This is a genomic window from Deinococcus sp. Leaf326 (assembly GCF_001424185.1).
Classification (GTDB): Bacteria; Deinococcota; Deinococci; order Deinococcales; family Deinococcaceae; genus Deinococcus.
Genome location: NZ_LMOM01000032.1, coordinates 131,973 through 148,152 on the forward strand (window position 1 = coordinate 131,973; position 16,180 = coordinate 148,152).

13 protein-coding genes are annotated in these 16,180 nt (G+C 69.3%); 5 read left to right on the forward strand and 8 right to left on the reverse strand.

Going from position 1 to position 16,180, the window contains the following annotated elements; genetic code table 11:
* Positions 1 to 23: 23 nt before the first annotated feature.
* The 4 genes from ASF71_RS11310 (at position 24) to nhaA (ending at position 5,670) form a co-directional block, all read left to right on the forward strand.
* Positions 24 to 1,997, forward strand: coding sequence for an FUSC family protein (locus ASF71_RS11310; protein ID WP_235514354.1), 1,974 nt, complete (start codon positions 24 to 26; stop codon positions 1,995 to 1,997).
* Between the two features lie 110 nt (positions 1,998 to 2,107).
* A complete protein-coding gene (katA, locus tag ASF71_RS11315) occupies positions 2,108 to 3,727 on the forward strand; it encodes a catalase (RefSeq protein WP_056299760.1) in 1,620 nt (539 codons plus the stop codon).
* 62 nt (positions 3,728 to 3,789) lie between these two features.
* Positions 3,790 to 4,215 carry a Fur family transcriptional regulator gene (locus tag ASF71_RS11320; RefSeq protein ID WP_056299763.1) on the forward strand — a complete coding sequence of 142 codons (426 nt, stop codon included), beginning with the start codon at positions 3,790 to 3,792 and terminating at the stop codon, positions 4,213 to 4,215.
* A gap of 141 nt (positions 4,216 to 4,356) precedes the next feature.
* Positions 4,357 to 5,670 carry a Na+/H+ antiporter NhaA gene (gene nhaA / locus ASF71_RS11325; protein WP_082505950.1) on the forward strand — a complete coding sequence of 438 codons (1,314 nt, stop codon included), beginning with the start codon at positions 4,357 to 4,359 and terminating at the stop codon, positions 5,668 to 5,670.
* A 73-nt stretch (positions 5,671 to 5,743) separates the two neighbouring features.
* On the opposite strand, the gene ASF71_RS11330 is transcribed toward nhaA, so the two are convergent.
* The 7 genes from ASF71_RS11330 to ASF71_RS11360 form a co-directional block, all read right to left on the reverse strand.
* Positions 5,744 to 6,844, reverse strand: a complete 1,101-nt coding sequence (locus ASF71_RS11330) for a glycoside hydrolase family 43 protein (RefSeq protein ID WP_056299769.1) — start codon at positions 6,842 to 6,844, stop codon at positions 5,744 to 5,746.
* 40 nt (positions 6,845 to 6,884) lie between these two features.
* Positions 6,885 to 7,802, reverse strand: a complete 918-nt coding sequence (locus ASF71_RS11335; protein ID WP_056299771.1) for a glycoside hydrolase family 43 protein — start codon at positions 7,800 to 7,802, stop codon at positions 6,885 to 6,887.
* Complete coding sequence (locus ASF71_RS11340) at positions 7,799 to 8,803, reverse strand: glycoside hydrolase family 43 protein (RefSeq protein WP_235514355.1); 1,005 nt, start codon at positions 8,801 to 8,803, stop codon at positions 7,799 to 7,801. Before ASF71_RS11340 ends, ASF71_RS11335 begins: the two co-directional genes overlap by 4 nt.
* A gap of 3 nt (positions 8,804 to 8,806) precedes the next feature.
* Positions 8,807 to 9,691: a carbohydrate ABC transporter permease gene (locus ASF71_RS11345; RefSeq protein ID WP_056299773.1), complete on the reverse strand. Its 885-nt coding sequence runs from the start codon at positions 9,689 to 9,691 to the stop codon at positions 8,807 to 8,809.
* On the reverse strand, positions 9,688 to 10,641 hold the full coding sequence (locus ASF71_RS11350) for a carbohydrate ABC transporter permease (protein WP_235514356.1): 954 nt from the start codon (positions 10,639 to 10,641) through the stop codon (positions 9,688 to 9,690). The genes ASF71_RS11345 and ASF71_RS11350 overlap by 4 nt, the downstream gene beginning before the upstream one ends.
* A 94-nt stretch (positions 10,642 to 10,735) precedes the next feature.
* Positions 10,736 to 12,025 carry an ABC transporter substrate-binding protein gene (locus tag ASF71_RS11355; RefSeq protein ID WP_056299774.1) on the reverse strand — a complete coding sequence of 430 codons (1,290 nt, stop codon included), beginning with the start codon at positions 12,023 to 12,025 and terminating at the stop codon, positions 10,736 to 10,738.
* 236 nt (positions 12,026 to 12,261) lie between these two features.
* Positions 12,262 to 13,266, reverse strand: a complete 1,005-nt coding sequence (locus ASF71_RS11360; protein ID WP_235514358.1) for a transcriptional regulator — start codon at positions 13,264 to 13,266, stop codon at positions 12,262 to 12,264.
* A 147-nt stretch (positions 13,267 to 13,413) separates the two neighbouring features.
* Between ASF71_RS11360 and ASF71_RS11365 the strand changes: the two genes are divergently transcribed.
* Complete coding sequence (locus ASF71_RS11365; RefSeq protein ID WP_235514359.1) at positions 13,414 to 15,321, forward strand: glycoside hydrolase family 2 protein; 1,908 nt, start codon at positions 13,414 to 13,416, stop codon at positions 15,319 to 15,321.
* A gap of 46 nt (positions 15,322 to 15,367) precedes the next feature.
* Here ASF71_RS11365 and ASF71_RS11370 read toward each other — a convergent pair whose 3' ends face one another.
* Positions 15,368 to 16,180, reverse strand: coding sequence for an SDR family NAD(P)-dependent oxidoreductase (locus tag ASF71_RS11370; RefSeq protein ID WP_056299777.1), 813 nt, complete (start codon positions 16,178 to 16,180; stop codon positions 15,368 to 15,370).

Sequence of the window (16,180 nt, forward strand, 5' to 3'; positions counted from 1 at the left end):
AGCCCTGTGGACGGGCCGCTACCATGAGGCGCGTGACCCGCCGCCTGCCCCTGGTCCTCAAGACGGCCTTTGCTTTTGACGGCGCGAAGTGGCGTCCGGACACGGCGCTGCGCTGCACCATCGGGGTGGCAGTCCCGGTGCTGGTGGGTGCCCTGAGCGGCAACGCGGCCCTGGGGGTGCTCGCCTCGACCGGGGCGCTCAATGCGGGCCTAGCCTCCTTTACCGGCGTGACCCGCAGCCGCCTGCGCGTCATGCTGATTTCCAGCGTCCTCATGAGCCTGGTCACCGTGCTCGCCATCTGGGCGGGCCAGAGTACCCTCGCCACGACCCTGAGTGTCGGGGTGGTCAGCTTTTTGCTCGTGCTCTACGGCGCGCAGGGCGCGGCCGCGACGACCGTCGCCATTCAGTCCACCATGACCCTGATCGTGTTGACCGGATTGCGCCTGCCCAGCGACCTCGCGCTGCCGGGCGGAGGACTGGTGCTGGCTGGGGGGCTGTTGCAGGTGCTGCTGCTCACGGTGGCGTGGCCTGCGCGGCCCCGGCAGGCTGAGCGCCGGGCAGTCGCTCTCGTCTACCGCCGGCTGGAACACTGGGCCGAGACGCTGCCGCTCGAAGCGCACGCTCTGCTGGACGCCACCTCCCTGCAGGAGGCCTGGGACCTCCTGAACGAGGCGCGCACCCACCTCCGGGAGGAACGCGGCCCGGAGCGCCGGCAGGAACACGCGGAGCTGCGGCAGGCACTGCGGGTCGCCGAGGGCCTGCGCGCTGCGCTCGTGGGGTATGTTCGTGCCGACCGGGCCCTACGCCTCGAAGGCCTGGAAGGCGAGCGGCAGGCCGGAGCGCTGGCGGCCGCGCTCCTCCAAGCCCTGCGCCAGATCGAGCAGGGGGTCAAGCGGGGAGAGGTACGGTCCTCGGCTGCCTCCCGGCAAGCGCTGGAGCGGGCAGTCGCAGACCTGAGCGGGCCGGCCGGGGAAGAGCTGCGGCCCTGGGCGGCCCTCATCCTGGCACTGCTCGCCGACCTCGACCGTCCGCCCCTGCCCGAGGCGCTGACCGCGGGGAAGAGGAGCGGCGCCCTCCGCCCAGCTCTGGGTGACTGGCCGCGCAGCGCCTCGCTGCGGACCCTGTTGGGCCGCCACGCCCTGAAGTACGCTCTCGTGCTGGGTCTCAGCGTGTACGTCGAGCGCCGGCTGAACGTACCGCACGGCTACTGGTTGCCCCTTACCGTGGGTGTGGTGCTGCGCCAGGACTACGTCTCGACCCTTACGCGCGGCGTGGCCCGCCTGGGCGGCACGCTGGCCGGAGTGGCGCTCGGCGCGCTGGTCACGGCGCTTCACCCGCCGCACACGGCGCTGGCCCTGCTGGGGGTGGGGGCGGCCTTCTTCACCTACGCGCTGTTTCCGGCCGGGTACGCGGCTTTCTCGGGGGCCATCACCCTGTACGTCCTGTTCTCGGTGGCGGGGTCGGGGCTGTCGGAAGGGCAGGCAGCCGAACAGCGGCTCGTCTTCACGCTCTTGGGCGGCGCGGTGGCTCTCCTAACCTACCTGCTGTGGCCGAGCTGGCAGGGGCCGGGAGCACGCCGGGTCCTGCGCGACGCCGCCGAGGCCCAGCACCGGTATCTGCTGGCCGTGCAGGATCTGTGGAAGGCGGCACAGGACCGGGAAGAGTCACAGGCCGGAGCCGCCAACCAAGCCAGTCAGGCGCGCGAGGAAGCGCGGCGGCTGCGCATGCAGGCCGAGGCGCTGGTGCGCGCGGTCCGGATTGAGCCGGCCTGGGGTCAGGGCGCGGCCCGCGCGCGGTTGGAGCGTCAGAGGACCGAGGAGGCGCTGCTGCGGCTACACGCCGGCGCGGCCCGCAGTCTGTCGTTGCACGCCCAGGCCCTGCGGCCGCCCAGAGCGCAGCTTCCGGTCCTGGGAGAAGAACTCGCGCACGCCGCCGCCGAAGCAGAAGCGTTGGCCGGCAGCTTGCATGACGGACCCGCCGGGCCGGCCCCCGAATGAGAACCGGACCCGAAAAGACCGAGACCTGCGCCTGACCGGGCGGTAGACAGAAGTAATCATAATCATTATGGTCTGGGAGTTCGGTGGACTGCACCGGCAAGGAGACTTCCATGACTGACCACCACAACGCAGACCAGGACCCCACCGGCACCGCCGTGCAGGGCGTCGGCAACGCGACCGATACCCGCCGCGCCGAGGGCGAGGATGCCCAGACCCTGACCACCCGCCAGGGCCACCCCGTCACCAACAACCAGAACAGCCGGACCGTGGGCAGCCGCGGCCCGATGACCCTGGAAAACTACCAGTTCATCGAAAAGATCTCGCACTTCGACCGCGAGCGCATCCCCGAGCGGGTGGTCCACGCGCGCGGCGCCGGAGCCCACGGGGTGTTCGAGACCTACGGCAGCGTGGGCGACGAGCCGGTAGAAAAGTACACCCGCGCCAAGCTGTTTCAGGGCAAGGGCAAGCAGACCCCCGTGTTCGTGCGGTTCTCGACCGTGGGCCACGGCACGCACTCGCCCGAGACGCTGCGCGACCCGCGCGGCTTCGCTGTCAAGTTCTACACCGAGGACGGCAACTGGGACCTCGTCGGCAACAACCTCAAGGTGTTCTTCATCCGCGACGCGCTGAAGTTCCCCGACCTGATCCACTCGCAGAAGCCCAGCCCGACCACCAACATCCAGAGTGCCGAGCGCATCTTCGACTTCTTCGCCGGAACGCCTGAGGCGACCCACATGATTACCCTGCTGTACTCGCCGTGGGGCATTCCCGCCTCCTACCGCTTCATGCAGGGCAGCGGCGTGAACACCTACAAGTGGGTCAACGGGCAGGGCGAGGGCGTGCTGGTCAAGTACCACTGGGAGCCGGTGCAGGGCATCCGCAACCTGCTCCAGGCCGAAGCCGACCAGGTCCAGGCGACCAACTTCAACCACGCCTCCCAGGACCTGCACGCCGCCATTGAGCGCGGCGAGTATCCCCAGTGGGAACTGCTCGTGCAGATCATGGAAGACGGTGAGCACCCCGAGCTCGATTTCGATCCGCTCGATGACACCAAGATCTGGCCCCGTGAACAGTTCCCGTGGCGCCCGGTCGGCATGATGACCCTGAACCGCAACCCCGAGAACGTGTTCGCGGAGACCGAGCAGGCTGCCTTCGGCACCGGCGTTCTCGTGGACGGGCTGGACTTCAGCGATGACAAGATGCTCCAGGGACGCACCTTCAGCTATTCCGACACGCAGCGCTACCGCGTGGGCGCCAACTACCTTCAACTGCCCATCAACGCGCCGAAAAAGCACGTGGCGACCAACCAGCGCGACGGGCAGATGGCTTACCGGGTCGATACCTTCAGCGGCCAGGACGCCCGTGTGAACTACGAACCGAGCGTTCTGAGCGGCCCCCAGGAAGCCCCACGCCGCGCGCCGGACCATACCCCCCACGTGGAGGGCCATCTCGTGCGGGCAAGCATTGAGCGGACCAACGACTTCGGCCAGGCGGGCGACCAGTACCGCCGCTTCGAGGAATGGGAGCGGGACGAACTCGTCGCCAACCTCGCTGGCGCCCTGAGCGAATGCGATCCGCGCATCCAGACCAAGATGCTCGGATACTTCCGGGCGGCTGACGCCGACTACGGCCGCCGCGTGGAAGAAGCCCTGAAGCAGAAGACCGACGGCCAGTCGTCTCAGCCTACCCAGACACCGGCGACGCTTGGTCACGAGGCAAAGTCTTACTGAGCGGCGGGGGAGGAGTCGCCCGAATCTGGGCGGCTTTTTCTCGGGCCTGGCTCCGGCAGCCTATGACCACCGACCTTGCCCGCCACCTCGAACGCAGTGGCCTGCGCGTGACGCAGCCACGTCTCACGCTGCTGGAATTTTTCGCCGGAACCGAGGGCCACTTCACGCCCGAGGAAATCTCCGAGCGGCTGCGGGCCTCGGGGCACCCCCTGAGCATCGCCACGCTGTACCAGAACCTGCGGACCTTCAGCGAACGCGGCCTGATTGGCGAGATGACTGGCCCCGGTGGGGAGGCGCGTTACGACACCAACCTGACCCCGCACTCGCACCTGGTGTGCCTGCGCTGCGGCCGGATGGTGGACATCATGCTCGACCTGCCTGACCTCAGTCCGGTCGCCCAGGCGTGGGGCTGGGCAGTCACGCGGGCCAGGGTGGACCTTCAGGGTTTGTGTCCCGCGTGCCAGCCGGGAAGCGACGAGGTGGGCTGAGGCAGCAGGGGGATAAGGACGCCTTCTGTTATCCTGACCCCTACAACACGCCGCTCTGCGCGGCAGGCAGCGGCGGCCATACGCTGAATGGGTGGAGTCTGTCTGGTGACGGCTCCACCCTTGCCTTGTTGAGGAGGTCCTATGTCTTCTGTTCCCCCTCCGGCCCCGCGGGCCGGCTCCCCCGAGCCCGGTCGGCCCCTGACGTTGCCGCCTGGGCCCAGCCCGTTTTCCCAGTTCGTGCGCAGCCAGTCCTTCGCAGGGCTGCTGCTGTTCGCGTCCGCCGCGCTGGCCTTCGGGCTGGCCAATTCCCCGCTGGCGGAGGGGTACGAGGCGTTGCGTCACGAGCACCTCTCCGTCTTGGTCGGCCGCCAGGGCCTGGACCTGAGTCTGGAACACTGGGTCAACGACGGCCTGATGGCGATTTTCTTTCTGCTGGTTGGCCTGGAGATCAAACGCGAGCTCCTCGTCGGAGAACTGGCCAACCCACGCCGGGCGGCCCTGGCCGTGGCGGGCGCCCTGGGGGGCATGGCCGTGCCGGCGCTGCTGTACGCCCTCCTGAATCTGGGGGGGCCAGGCCTGCGCGGCTGGGGCATTCCGATGGCGACCGACATCGCTTTCTCGCTGGGCATTCTGGCGCTGCTGGGCCCGCGCGTGCCGGTGGGCCTCAAGGTCTTCCTAACGGCGCTGGCGATCGTGGACGACCTGGGAGCCGTCGTTGTGATTGCGCTGTTCTATACCAGCGAACTTGACCTGCCCGCCATGCTGGCCGCCGCGCTGACCTGGGGCGCGCTGCTCGTGCTGGGCCGGCTGGGCGTGCGGCGGTTGGGGGTATACGCTGCGCTGGGAGTCGTGCTGTGGCTCCTCGTCCTCCAGTCGGGCCTGCATGCCACCATCGCCGGGGTCCTGCTGGCCCTGGCAGTGCCGCTGCGCCGGGCCGCGCCGCTCGCGGTGTCGTTGCCGGGCGCGCTGGTGGCCGACGCCGACAACGAGCGCCTGGGCATGCACCTCCAGCGGGCCGAGGCTGCCCTGGAGCGCGCGCAGAGCCCGCTGCACCGCCTCGAACACCTGCTGCACCCCTACGTGACCTACGCCGTCCTGCCGCTGTTCGCCTTTATGAATGCGGGGGTGGCGATCGGCGGGGCCACGCTGGGCACGGTCACGCTGGGCGTGGTGGCTGGGCTCGTGCTGGGCAAGCCGCTGGGCGTGCTGGGCGGCGCGTGGCTGGCGGTGCGCGCCGGGCTGGCCGTGCTGCCGGCCGGCGTGAACTGGTCGCTGCTGGCCGGCGCGGGGATGCTGGCAGGAATAGGCTTCACGGTGTCGCTGTTCGTCGCCAACCTCGCCTTCGCCGATGCCGCGCTCCTGACCGGGGCCAAGCTCGGTGTCCTGATCGGCACGCTGTGTTCGGGGGTCCTGGGTGTGACCTGGCTGCTTCTCAAGACTCGGCGCGCGCCCTGAATATGGAAGTCTCCCTCGCCGGCAGGTTCCGGTGGGGGAGGGAAGAGGGCTTACGGGAAGTCGGCCGCCGCGCCTACTCGAAGAACTTCAGGCTCCAGCCGGTGTTGCTCGTCGGGCCGTTGCCGGGGCCGCGCGTGTAGGCCGTGTTGCCCCACCACATGAACGTGCCGCTGTACCACGAGCGGTTGCCCCAGGTGTAGTTCAGGGATTTGGGCACGGCATGGAACATCATGGGAAAGCGCGAACCCGAGGGCGGGCTGGTCGAGACGTCGCCGTTCAGCAGCACGAAACTGTGGTGCCCCGGCCCATTGACGTTCAGTGTAGGGTCCCAGCCGCTCATCATCAGGTTGCCGTTGGAGCCGAACAGGCAGCCATTGGACTTGTACCACGCCCACACGTTGGTCGGGTCGCCGCTGCTCAGGCGCAGGTCGGCGAGGCAGTAGTTCGCCGCCCAGCTGCCGTTGGCCGAATACACGATGTGCAGCTGTCCGCCTGGGTCTACGACCGGCTCGGGCGCCTCGTTGACGCGGGTGGGCGGCGAGGGGTCGGCCTGCTCCCAGCCCTCGCGCGGCTGCGAGATGATGAAGCGCCCCCCGGTCGTCGAGGTCGGGGTGTTCATGCGGGCGATGTAGAGGTTCTGCTCGCCGTTGGTGGTGCCCGCCCAGCCGGACCACACGAACCAGCGCGCGCCCCCGAAGGTGAAGGCCGTGCCGTCAATGGCCCAGCGGTCGTCGGGCAGGGCCATGCGCTGCGGGTCGCTGTAGCCGCTGCCCGGGCTGGCCGAGGACGACATGTACATGCGCTGCCCGCCGCCCCCGTCCCCGGCCGCAAAGTAGATGTAGTAGCGCCCGTCGACCGGCTCGCGCACGATTTCCGGCGCCCACACGTTGGGCAGATTTCTAGCACCCGCCCAGATGAGCACGCGCGGCGCCGCGGCCAGGCCGTCCACGCTGCCGGCGGCGCGGGTGTAGATGTTGTTGCCGTCCGACTCGACCGAGTAGTAGGTGGACCCTGCCCGCAGCACGCTGGGGTCGGCGTTGCGGATGCTGGTCTGGGCCTGGGGGGTGAGCAGCGCGGTCGGTGCGGTCTGACCGGCGGTGGGCGCGACCGTGGCGGGCTGGCCACAGGCAGCGAGGGGAAGAGAGAGCAGGAGGGAAACACTCCACTTCAGCATGGGACCTCCGGAGAAGGGGACGGGGTGGGTAGTGGCGGGTTCAGGGGCGCCGGACCTGGGGCGCGCCCCCGGACCAGTCCAGCGGCGCGGCGTGGAGCTGCCGTTTGGTGTGCTCGGGATTCCAGGCGTGGAACACCAGGATGTCCTCGCCTTCCCGCTGCGTCACGCTGGCGTGACCGGGGCCGGTGAGGCCGTCGCCGGTCCGCAGCACGGTCGCGGCCTGTTGCGGCTCGTGGAAGGGGCCTAGCGGATGGTCGGCGACCGCGTGGCCCACGCCGTAGCCCTCGCCGGTCCAGGCGCCGCCCGAGTACAGCAGGTGGAACTTCCCGCCGCGCTCCAGCACGAAGGCGCCCTCCAGGGTGTGCCAGTCGTGGACGCCGCCGTACATCGCCCGCCCCGACTGATAGCGCTGCCAGTCGCCACTGGCCCGCAGCACGGTGCGCACCTCGCCCAGCCGGGTCATGCCGTGCAGCGGGGCCACGCACAGCACGGTGCCGGGGCGCTCGCCGCTCAGGTCGTCGCGCGCGAAGTACAGGAACCACTCGCCGCTGCTGGCCCGGAAGGGGTGCGGGTCGATGGCGAAGGGCTCGTCCGGCGTGAGGTTCAGGCCCAGGTCATGAAAAGGCCCAGCCGGCCCGTCGGCCACCGCGACGCGCAGGTGGTGGCCCTGGTCCCCAATGCCTACCGAGTAGTACATGTAGAACCGGCCGCCGGCGTAGGCCACTTCCGGCGCCCAGTAGTCGCGCGGCTCGTCGCTGATGGGTTCCAGTGCCCCGCCGCAGGCCTGCCACTCGCGCAGGTCGGCCGAGGTCAGGACCGCGAAGGCCCGCCCGTCCACCATCCCGCCCGTGCCGTAGGCGTAGTAGCGGCCCTCGTGTTTGAGCACGAAGGGGTCAGCGAAGTAGGCTTCGTGCAGCGGCCCGGTCGGCAAGAGGTCGGCAGCCACGGCGTCGCTCATGGAGCCACCGCCGGGGCAGGCTGGGGCGTCAGGGTCGGGCCCTGCACCTTCACGGCGCCGTCCCGGAAGGAGATCCGGTCGAGCCGCATGCTGCGGTAGCCCTTATCGTCGCCGATCTGGCCCCCGGTCCAGGCATGGTAGGCCAGCCAGGTCTGCCCGGCCGCGTCGGTCACGACGCTCTGGTGCCCCGGCCCGGCCACTTCGCCTTTCGAGACCAGAATCGGATTCTCGGCGGCTTTGCTATATGGCCCCGTGACCTTGCGGGCAACCGCGTAGCCCACCGCGTACAGGTCCGAGTCGAAGGGCCCGGCCGAGTACAGCAGGTAGTAGAAGTCGCCGCGCCGGTACAGCGTCGGGGCCTCGATGACGTTGCCCTCCCACAGCGCGAAATTCTGGATGAGGGCGGTCGCCTTGCCGGTCAATTTGAGGCCGTCGGCGCTCAATGGCTGCACATAGAGGTGCGTGGCGAGGTTACAGCAGTTGCCGTCGTTCTTCCAGAGGAGGTAGGCTCGGCCGTCCGTATCAATAAAGGGGCTGGCGTCAATGCTGCCCCCCTCGGCCACCTGACACACGAGCGGCCCATTCCCCACCCCCCGGAACGGCCCGGCGGGCGAGGCCGAGACGGCGGCCCCGATGCACTGGCGGTCGCTGGCGCGGTCGCGGGCGGTGAAGTACAGCACGTGCTGACCGCGCAGTTTCGCCACCTCGGGCGCCCAGGTCAGCCCCGGCCGTGCCCAGGCGGGCAGGGTGGGCATCGCGTCGCCCGCCCGCTCCCAGTTCACGAGGTCACGGCTGATCATGTGCGGCACGTTGCCCCCCGTGCCGTTGGTGGCGTAGGCGTGGTAGGTCGCGCCGCTACGCAGAATGAACGGGTCGGGAAAATTGGCGTCCACGACCGGGTTGGTGAAGGTCCGGGCCGGCGCCGGACCACCCCCGGCCCCCGAGGTGAGCAGGGGCAGGGCGGCGGCCAGGGCCAGCAGGGCCGGGGCACACTTGAGCATGAACTACTCCTTGAGGCCCGTCGTGGACAGGCCCGCTTCGAGAAAACGCTGCGCGATCAGGTAGGCGATCAATGCCGGGACCGCCGCCAGGGTGGTTGAGGCCATCAACTTGCCGTACTCGGTGACGTAGCGCTGCGAAAAGGTGGTGATGCCCACCGGCAGAGTCATCTTGTCCACGTCGGTCACGGTGTAGAGCGGCCACAGGAAGTTGTTCCACGACCCCATGAAGGCGAACACCGCCAGCGTGACGACCGCCGGCAGACTCAGCGGCAGGATGATGCGCCACCAGATGAGCAGGCTGCTTGCCCCGTCGAGCTTGGCGGCCTCCTCCAGTTCGCGCGGAATGCCCTGGAAGAACTGCCGCAGCAAGAAGACCCCGAACACCCCGCTGACGCCCGGCCAGATCAGGGCGTGGTACGAATTGATCCAGCCGAAATTGAGCATCATGATGTAGGTCGGGACCAGAGTCACGATGCCCGGAATCATCAGGCTCGACAGGATGAACCAGAACCAGGTGTCGCGCCCCGGAAAGCGCATCCGCGCCAGCGGATAGGCGGTCAACGCGCACAGCAGGACATGCAGCACGGTGAAGGTCAGCGCGACCACCAGCGAATTCCAGGTCCAGCGCAGGATGTTGCCGTCGGGCGAGGTCAGCACCTCGCGGTAGTTGTCCAGCGTGGGGTGAAGCGGCCACCACTGCACCGGCGAGACGATGGCGTCGGCCTCCGACTTCAGGGAGGTCGAGAGCATCCAGTACACCGGCGCCAGGAACAGCGCGGCCAGCACGCACAGCAGCAGGAAGCGCGGCACCTCGCGCGGAAAGCGCCGGCGCGGCCTGGGCCTCGGCCGGGCCTGGGCGCCAGGGACGGGCGTGCCGGGCGCGCTCACGAAGTTCCCTTCACGTCGCGGGCCATCAGCCCGAACTGCGCCGCCGTGAAGATCAGCATCATCAGGCCGAAGACGAAGCCCATCGCCGCCGCGCTGGAGATCTGGTTGTTCGTGAAGCCCTCCTCGGTGATGTACTGGATCACGCTCTGGGTGCTGCGGTTGGGGCCGCCCGCCGTGATGACCAGGGACTGCCCGAACAGCTGAAACGAGGCCAGCGCCGTCGTGATGAACACGAACAGGGTCTGCGGGGCCAGCAGCGGCCAGGTGATGTGCCGGAACTGCTGGCCAGGGGTCGCGCCGTCCAGCGCCGCCGCCTCGTACAGGCTCGCGGGCACGTTGCTCAGGGCCGCGAGGTACAGCGTCATGTTGAACCCGACCGTCCACCACACCGTGCCGACCACGATGGGCACCCAGGCCAGCCCCTCGGTCGAGAGCCAGGGAATGGGGGGGGCGCCGGTCAGGGCTTCGCGCGCGGCGTTCACCAGCCCGATCTGGTTGTCGAACATCCAGCGCCACAGGATGCCCATGACCGAGACCGTCAGGACGCCTGGCAGAAAGAACACCGCCCGGAAGAAGGTGCGCCCGAAGATGGGCCGCTGGAGCAGCAGGGCCAGCCCCAGCGCCGCGGCGACGAGCAGCGGCACGCTGACCACCGTAAATAGCGCCGTATTCAGCAGCGTGCGCCAGAAGAAGTCGAACTGCGGCGTGCCGGGGACGAACAGATTCCGGAAGAATTCCAGGCCCACGAAGCTCTGCACGCTGCTCAGCAGGTCCCAGCGGTGCATCCCGATATACAGCCCGTAGCCCACCGGGTACACCGTGAAGACGAAGAACAGCAGGGCGTGCGGCAGCAGGTACAGGTACGGTTCGGCCCGGGCGGCGGCGCCGGCGCGTGGGGCGTCGCCGCGCCGCGCCGCGTGGCGGGCCGGCTGGGGCGCGTGGTCGGTCATGGCTCTCCTGTCGGGCGGGAAGGGACGGGCAAGGGGCCGGCGCGGCCTGTGGGAAAGCCTGTTCCCTGGGCCGCGCCGACCCCGCGCCGGAGCTTTACTGGAAGTTCTTGCGGGCCTGCTCGATCTGCTTGTTGGCCTCGCTTACGCCGTCGTTCAGGGCCTGGGTCACGGTCTTCTTGCCCAGGTAGGCGGCTTCCCAGGCGGCGTCGAAGGGTCCCATGACCTGTCCGACCCAGGGGTAGCCGCTCGTGGCGTACACGCTGCCCAGGCGGTCGAAGATGCCGCTGATGGGCGCCTTGGCGAACTGCGGGTTGCTCGCTACGGCGGCCTGGGTGGGCAGGCTGCCGGTCGCGGTCCAGCTCAGGTTCTGGGCGGGCTGGCTGAGCCACGCGACGAACTCCAGGGCGGCGCGGCGCTTGTCGGCGCTGTAGCCGGGCCGCTGCTTGAGCAGGGTCAGGTGGCTTGACCCGCCCCAGGCCGCGTCACGCACGCTGCCCCCCACACGCGGCAGGAAGGTCACGCCGAAATTCATCTTCTGGGTCTCGAAGCGGTCGAGGTACCACTGCCCGCTGGGGAACATGCAGACCTTGCCCTGCGAGAAGGCGGCGAGTTCGGCTTCCTCGGTGCTGTTGGGTCGCGCCACATGCTGCTTTTGCACGAGGTCTACCAGGAACTGCACGGCGCTCACGGCCTGCGGCGAATTGAAGGCCGCGTTCTGGTTCTTGTCGGTCAGCGCGCCGCCATTCTGCAAAATAGCGGCGTAAGCGGCGCGCGACCCCACCCAGTTGTTGTAGAGGCTCACGCCCCAGGTGTTCAGGTTCTTGGAATCGAAGCCCGCCTGCGTGGAGTTCTTGCCGGCCTTGTCCACGGTGCACAGCTGCGCGGCGCGCAGGAACTCGGCGCGGGTGCGCGGCGGCTTGGCGGGGTCCAGGCCGACCTTCTTCATCAGGTCTTTGTTGTAGAACATGACGTAGGCGACGCTCGAGATCGGCACGCCGTAGGACTGCCCCTTGTAGTCGGCCGTGGCGAACAGCGGCCCGAAGAACTTGCTCTTGCTGATGCCTGCGCCGCTCAGTTCGGCCGGAGTCAGCGGCGAGACGGCCCCGCGAGCGATGAACCCCGTGATCTGGTCCTCGTTGATGACCGCCACGTCGGGTGCACGCCCAGAGGCCACCAGCGCCGGCAACTGCTGCCAGGTCGTGGCCCAGGGCTGGGCCTGCGCGCGGACCTCGATCTTGGGGTGCGTGTCGTTGAACTTCTTGATCAGGCCTTCCATCACGGGGCGGTCGGGGCCGGTAAAGCCGTGCAGGAACGTCAGCGAGACTTTCTGGGCTCCGGCGGTGCCCAGGGCCAGCAGGGCGAGCAACGGGGTGATACGGCGCATGACAGGTTCCTCCTGGAGAAAGGGGACAGGGCAGGAGGTACGGCGGGATGGGCGCCCGGACAGCCCCGGAGGCTGTTCGCCGCGCCGATCTCTGTGCGCACCTCGGACGGCGCCCACGACCAGATGTGTAGACCTCTGGACTGTAACACCTCGGCCCTAAACCGTCAACAAAATTGGTGGGTTTAAGAAAGCCCCCATCTCTGCCCTGCCCGCGCCTGTGTCCCGCCGCGCACAGCTCAGGGCGTGCTGGTGGGAGGTAGCGACTCGTGCCCCAGACGCAGCACGATGTCCTGCGGGTAGTTGCCGAACGAGCGGCCGAAGAGGTTCAGGCCGCCGGCGTGCCGGGCGTCCTCCTTGATGCCCAGGCGAACCCGGATGTGGTGGTCCCGCGTGAGGTTCAGCCCGTTCAGCGTCACGTCCGAGAGCCGCTCGCCGTCGATCCAGGCGCCCTGCGGCGTGACGAGCCAGCGCTTGAGCAGGCCGTGGGTCGTCTGGTCCTCGGCCCACCAAGCCGGGGTCAGGCGGGCGCGCACGCCCCCGAAGTCGCCCGGCGAGGTCCAGGTGCCCACCTCCACGTCGTTGATCCACAGTGTGATGTCCGACGGCCAGTGCTCGTCGAAATGGGGCGCCTCCGAACACAGTTCCAGACTCAGTTCGAGTCGAGTGGGGGCCGCGCCGTAGGGCACGTTGTTGGGAAAGGCGTACTCGACGTAGCCGGCCCGGAACCACAGGATCTGCGCGAAGACGTGCTCGGGTTCGTAGAAGGAACGTGGGTCGTCAAGCATCCCGATGATCTTGTGCGCGGCGGCCAGCCCGCAGCTCGGTGCGGCGCGGATGAGGGTGTAGTTGCCCACCGGCATGCTGACCACCACGTCGCGGCTGTCCTGCACGACCGCCGCGCCCGGCAGCGTCAGCAGCAGTTCGTCGTAGCGTTTGCTGATGAGCTTCTGCGCGCCGCGCGTGCCCGGCACGTACTCGACGTGCAACAACCCGGCGTCTTCGAGCCGTTTGATATGGAAGCTCACGGTCGAGGCGGGCATGGCGAGCGCCGCCGTCAGCTCGGTCAGGTTCAGGACCTGGCTCGAGAGCAGGCTCAGAATCAGCATGCGGGTGTCGTTGCTCAGCGCGTGCGTCACCTTGACGAGGTGGGTGCCCTCGACCATCAACGTGCGGGCCTCGCGCCGCTTGGGCGTGTGTGTGGGCAGGGGGCAGCCTCCTTCGGCAATAGTGTGGTTCCGCAACCGAGTAGTCCGGGAACTCGGCACTGCCCGGTCATGTATGGCCGGGGCCCACTCTAGCAACCCGCCCCGGTACGCCCCCCGGGACCCCCATTAGAAACCCGCGACTTTAGTTGAAAGTTTAGGGGCCGCGGTGCCAGGATGCGTGGTATGTCCCGCTCCGCCGCTCGGCCCACGACCGCCGCCGTTCCCTACCCCCGCCCCGCCCTGGAACGTTCGCCGGACACCTGGCGGAGCCTGGACGGGTCCTGGGCGTTCGGGGTCGGGCCGGACGCAGGAGCGCTGGACGGCGCCATGCATATCGAGGTGCCCTTCGCGCCAGAAAGTGCGGCGAGCGGGCTGTCGCTGCCTGGCTTTCTACACACCGTGTGGTACCGGCGAGAAGTCCAGGTCCCGGCCGCGTGGCGCGGGGGGCAGGTGCTGCTGCACTTCGGCGCGGCCGACTACCACGCGCGGGTCTGGCTGGGAGACGCTTATCTCGGCGAGCACATCGGCGGCCATACGCCCTTCAGTTTCGACCTCACACCACACCTCGGAACCGGGTCGCTGACCCTCACGGTGCGGGTGGACGACGACCCCCTGGCCCTGGACCAGCCGCGCGGCAAGCAGGACTGGCTGCCGGACGAGCCGCACAAGATCTGGTATCCGCGCACGACGGGCCTCTGGCAGTCGGTGTGGCTCGAGCATGTGCCCGCGCTGCACTTCACCGAACTGGAGGGTACACCCGACCTGACCTCCTGGAGCCTGCGCCTGCGCGCCCGGTTGAACGCGGCGCCGGGGGCAGGGGAGTGGCGGCTCAGGGTGCAGCTCCAGGCCCGCGGCGAGGTGCTGAGCGACGACCTCTACCGCGTGACCGGCCCCGAGATCACCCGGACGGTTCATTTGGCGGACGGCGGCATTGACGACCACCGCCGCGACCTGCTGTGGTCGCCCGAGCACCCGCAGCTCATCGGGGTGCGCGCGTGGCTGCTGCGCGGCGGCGAGGTGATCGACGAGGTGAGCAGTACGACCGCGCTGCGCGAGTTCGGCTGGGCGCAGGGCCGGTTTCTGCTCAACGGGCTGCCGTATACGCTGCGCCTCGTGCTCAACCAGGGCTATTGGCCCGACACCCACATGAGCGCCACCGACGAGCAGCTGCGGCTGGACGCCGAACTCGTGCGGCGGCTGGGCTTCAACGGCGTGCGGATGCACCAGAAGGTCGAGTCGCCCCGTTTCCTGCACTGGTGCGACCAGATCGGCGTGCTCGTCTGGACCGAGCTGCCCAGCGCCTATGCCTACAGCGACCGCAGCGTGGCGGCCCTGACGCGCGAGTGGACCGAGGTCATCCGGCGCGACCGGGGCCGGCCCTGTGTAGCGGCCTGGGTGCCCTTCAACGAGTCGTGGGGGGTGCCGGACCTGCGCACGCACCCGAAAGCCCGCCACCTCGTGCAGTCGCTCTACCACCTCGCACGCAGCCTGGACGACACCCGCCCGGTGCTGGGCAACGACGGCTGGGAGACGATGGTGGGTGACCTGATCGGCGTCCACGACTACACGCCCAAAGCCAAGGTCCTGAAGCGCCGCTACGGTACCCCCGAGCGCACCTGGACCACCCTGCGCAGCGATCAGCCCGGCGGGCGCCAAATCCTGCTCGGCGACCTGGACCCTGGGACCCCGGTGGTCCTGAGCGAGTTCGGAGGCGTGGCCTACGCGCCAGGGGGCGACGCCGGCTGGGGCTATAGCCGCGTGCGCAGCAGCGAGGACTTTCTGGCGGTCTATGCCGAACTGCTGGGCGCGGTGAACCGCTGCATGGGGCTGGCAGGCTTCTGCTACACCCAGCTCACCGACACCTTTCAGGAGCGCAACGGCCTGCTCACCGAGGACCGCGAGCCCAAGGCGCCGCTGGCCGAGCTGTTCCGTGCCACGCAGGGCCGGCGAGGTACCTACGACCAGGACACCGACCCCGATCCCGATCCCCTGGGTTACCTCCTGGAATGGCGCGAGCGCCGCCGGGACGTCGCCGCGGGGCCGGTCACGTTGCCTCAGGCCGACGACCTCACGGTCAACCCGGAGGTCTGAACCGGGGGTGGGCGGCGCCTGCCGGAAAGGAGCGCCGCCCGCCTGCTCAGGCCAGATCGGCCTCGACGACCGGAAAGCCCTCGACCGGGAAGGTGTCCACGTTCGCCGAGCGCTGCTGCACGAGCACGCCGCCGTCCACCGAGACGAACTGACCGGTGATGTACGCCGCGTCGTCCGAGGCGAGGAACAGCGCCGCGCCGGTCATGTCGCCGGCGGTACCGTAGCGGCCCAGCGGCACGGTCTGCTCGCGCACCCGCAGCTCGGCGTCCGTGAGGCCGTAGGTGTTGATGAAGCCCGGCACCACGCCGTTGACCCGGATGCCGTAGGGCGCGAGGTCCAGGGCCATCGCACGCGTCATCGCCTCGATTCCGCCCTTGGTCGCGTCGTAGGCCACGTTGCCCCGGTGCGCGCGGGTCGCCCCGCCCGAGGAGGTGCTGATGATGACACCGCGCCGCCGCCGGGCCATCACGCGCGCGGCGCGGTGCGAGCACAGGAACACGCTCCCCAGGTTCACGCCGATGATGCGGTCCCACCACGCCTCGTCGGCCTCCAGGAAGTGACGGGTGGTGTCGATCAGGCCCGCGTTGTTGTACAGCACGTCGACGTATCCGAGCTCGGCCTCGACCCGCGTAAACATCGCCTCAACCTGTGCGGCGTCCGACACGTCGGCCGGGACGGCGAGCGCGGCGCCGCCCGAGGCCGTGATGCCCTCCACAACCGCTTCGACGAGCTCGGCCCGCACATCGTTTACGGCGACGCGTGCGCCCTCGGCAGCGAAGCGCTCGGCCACCGCGCGTCCGATGCCGCCGCCCGCGCCGGTCACCAGGACCACGCGGCCTTCAAATCTCCTGTCGCTCAT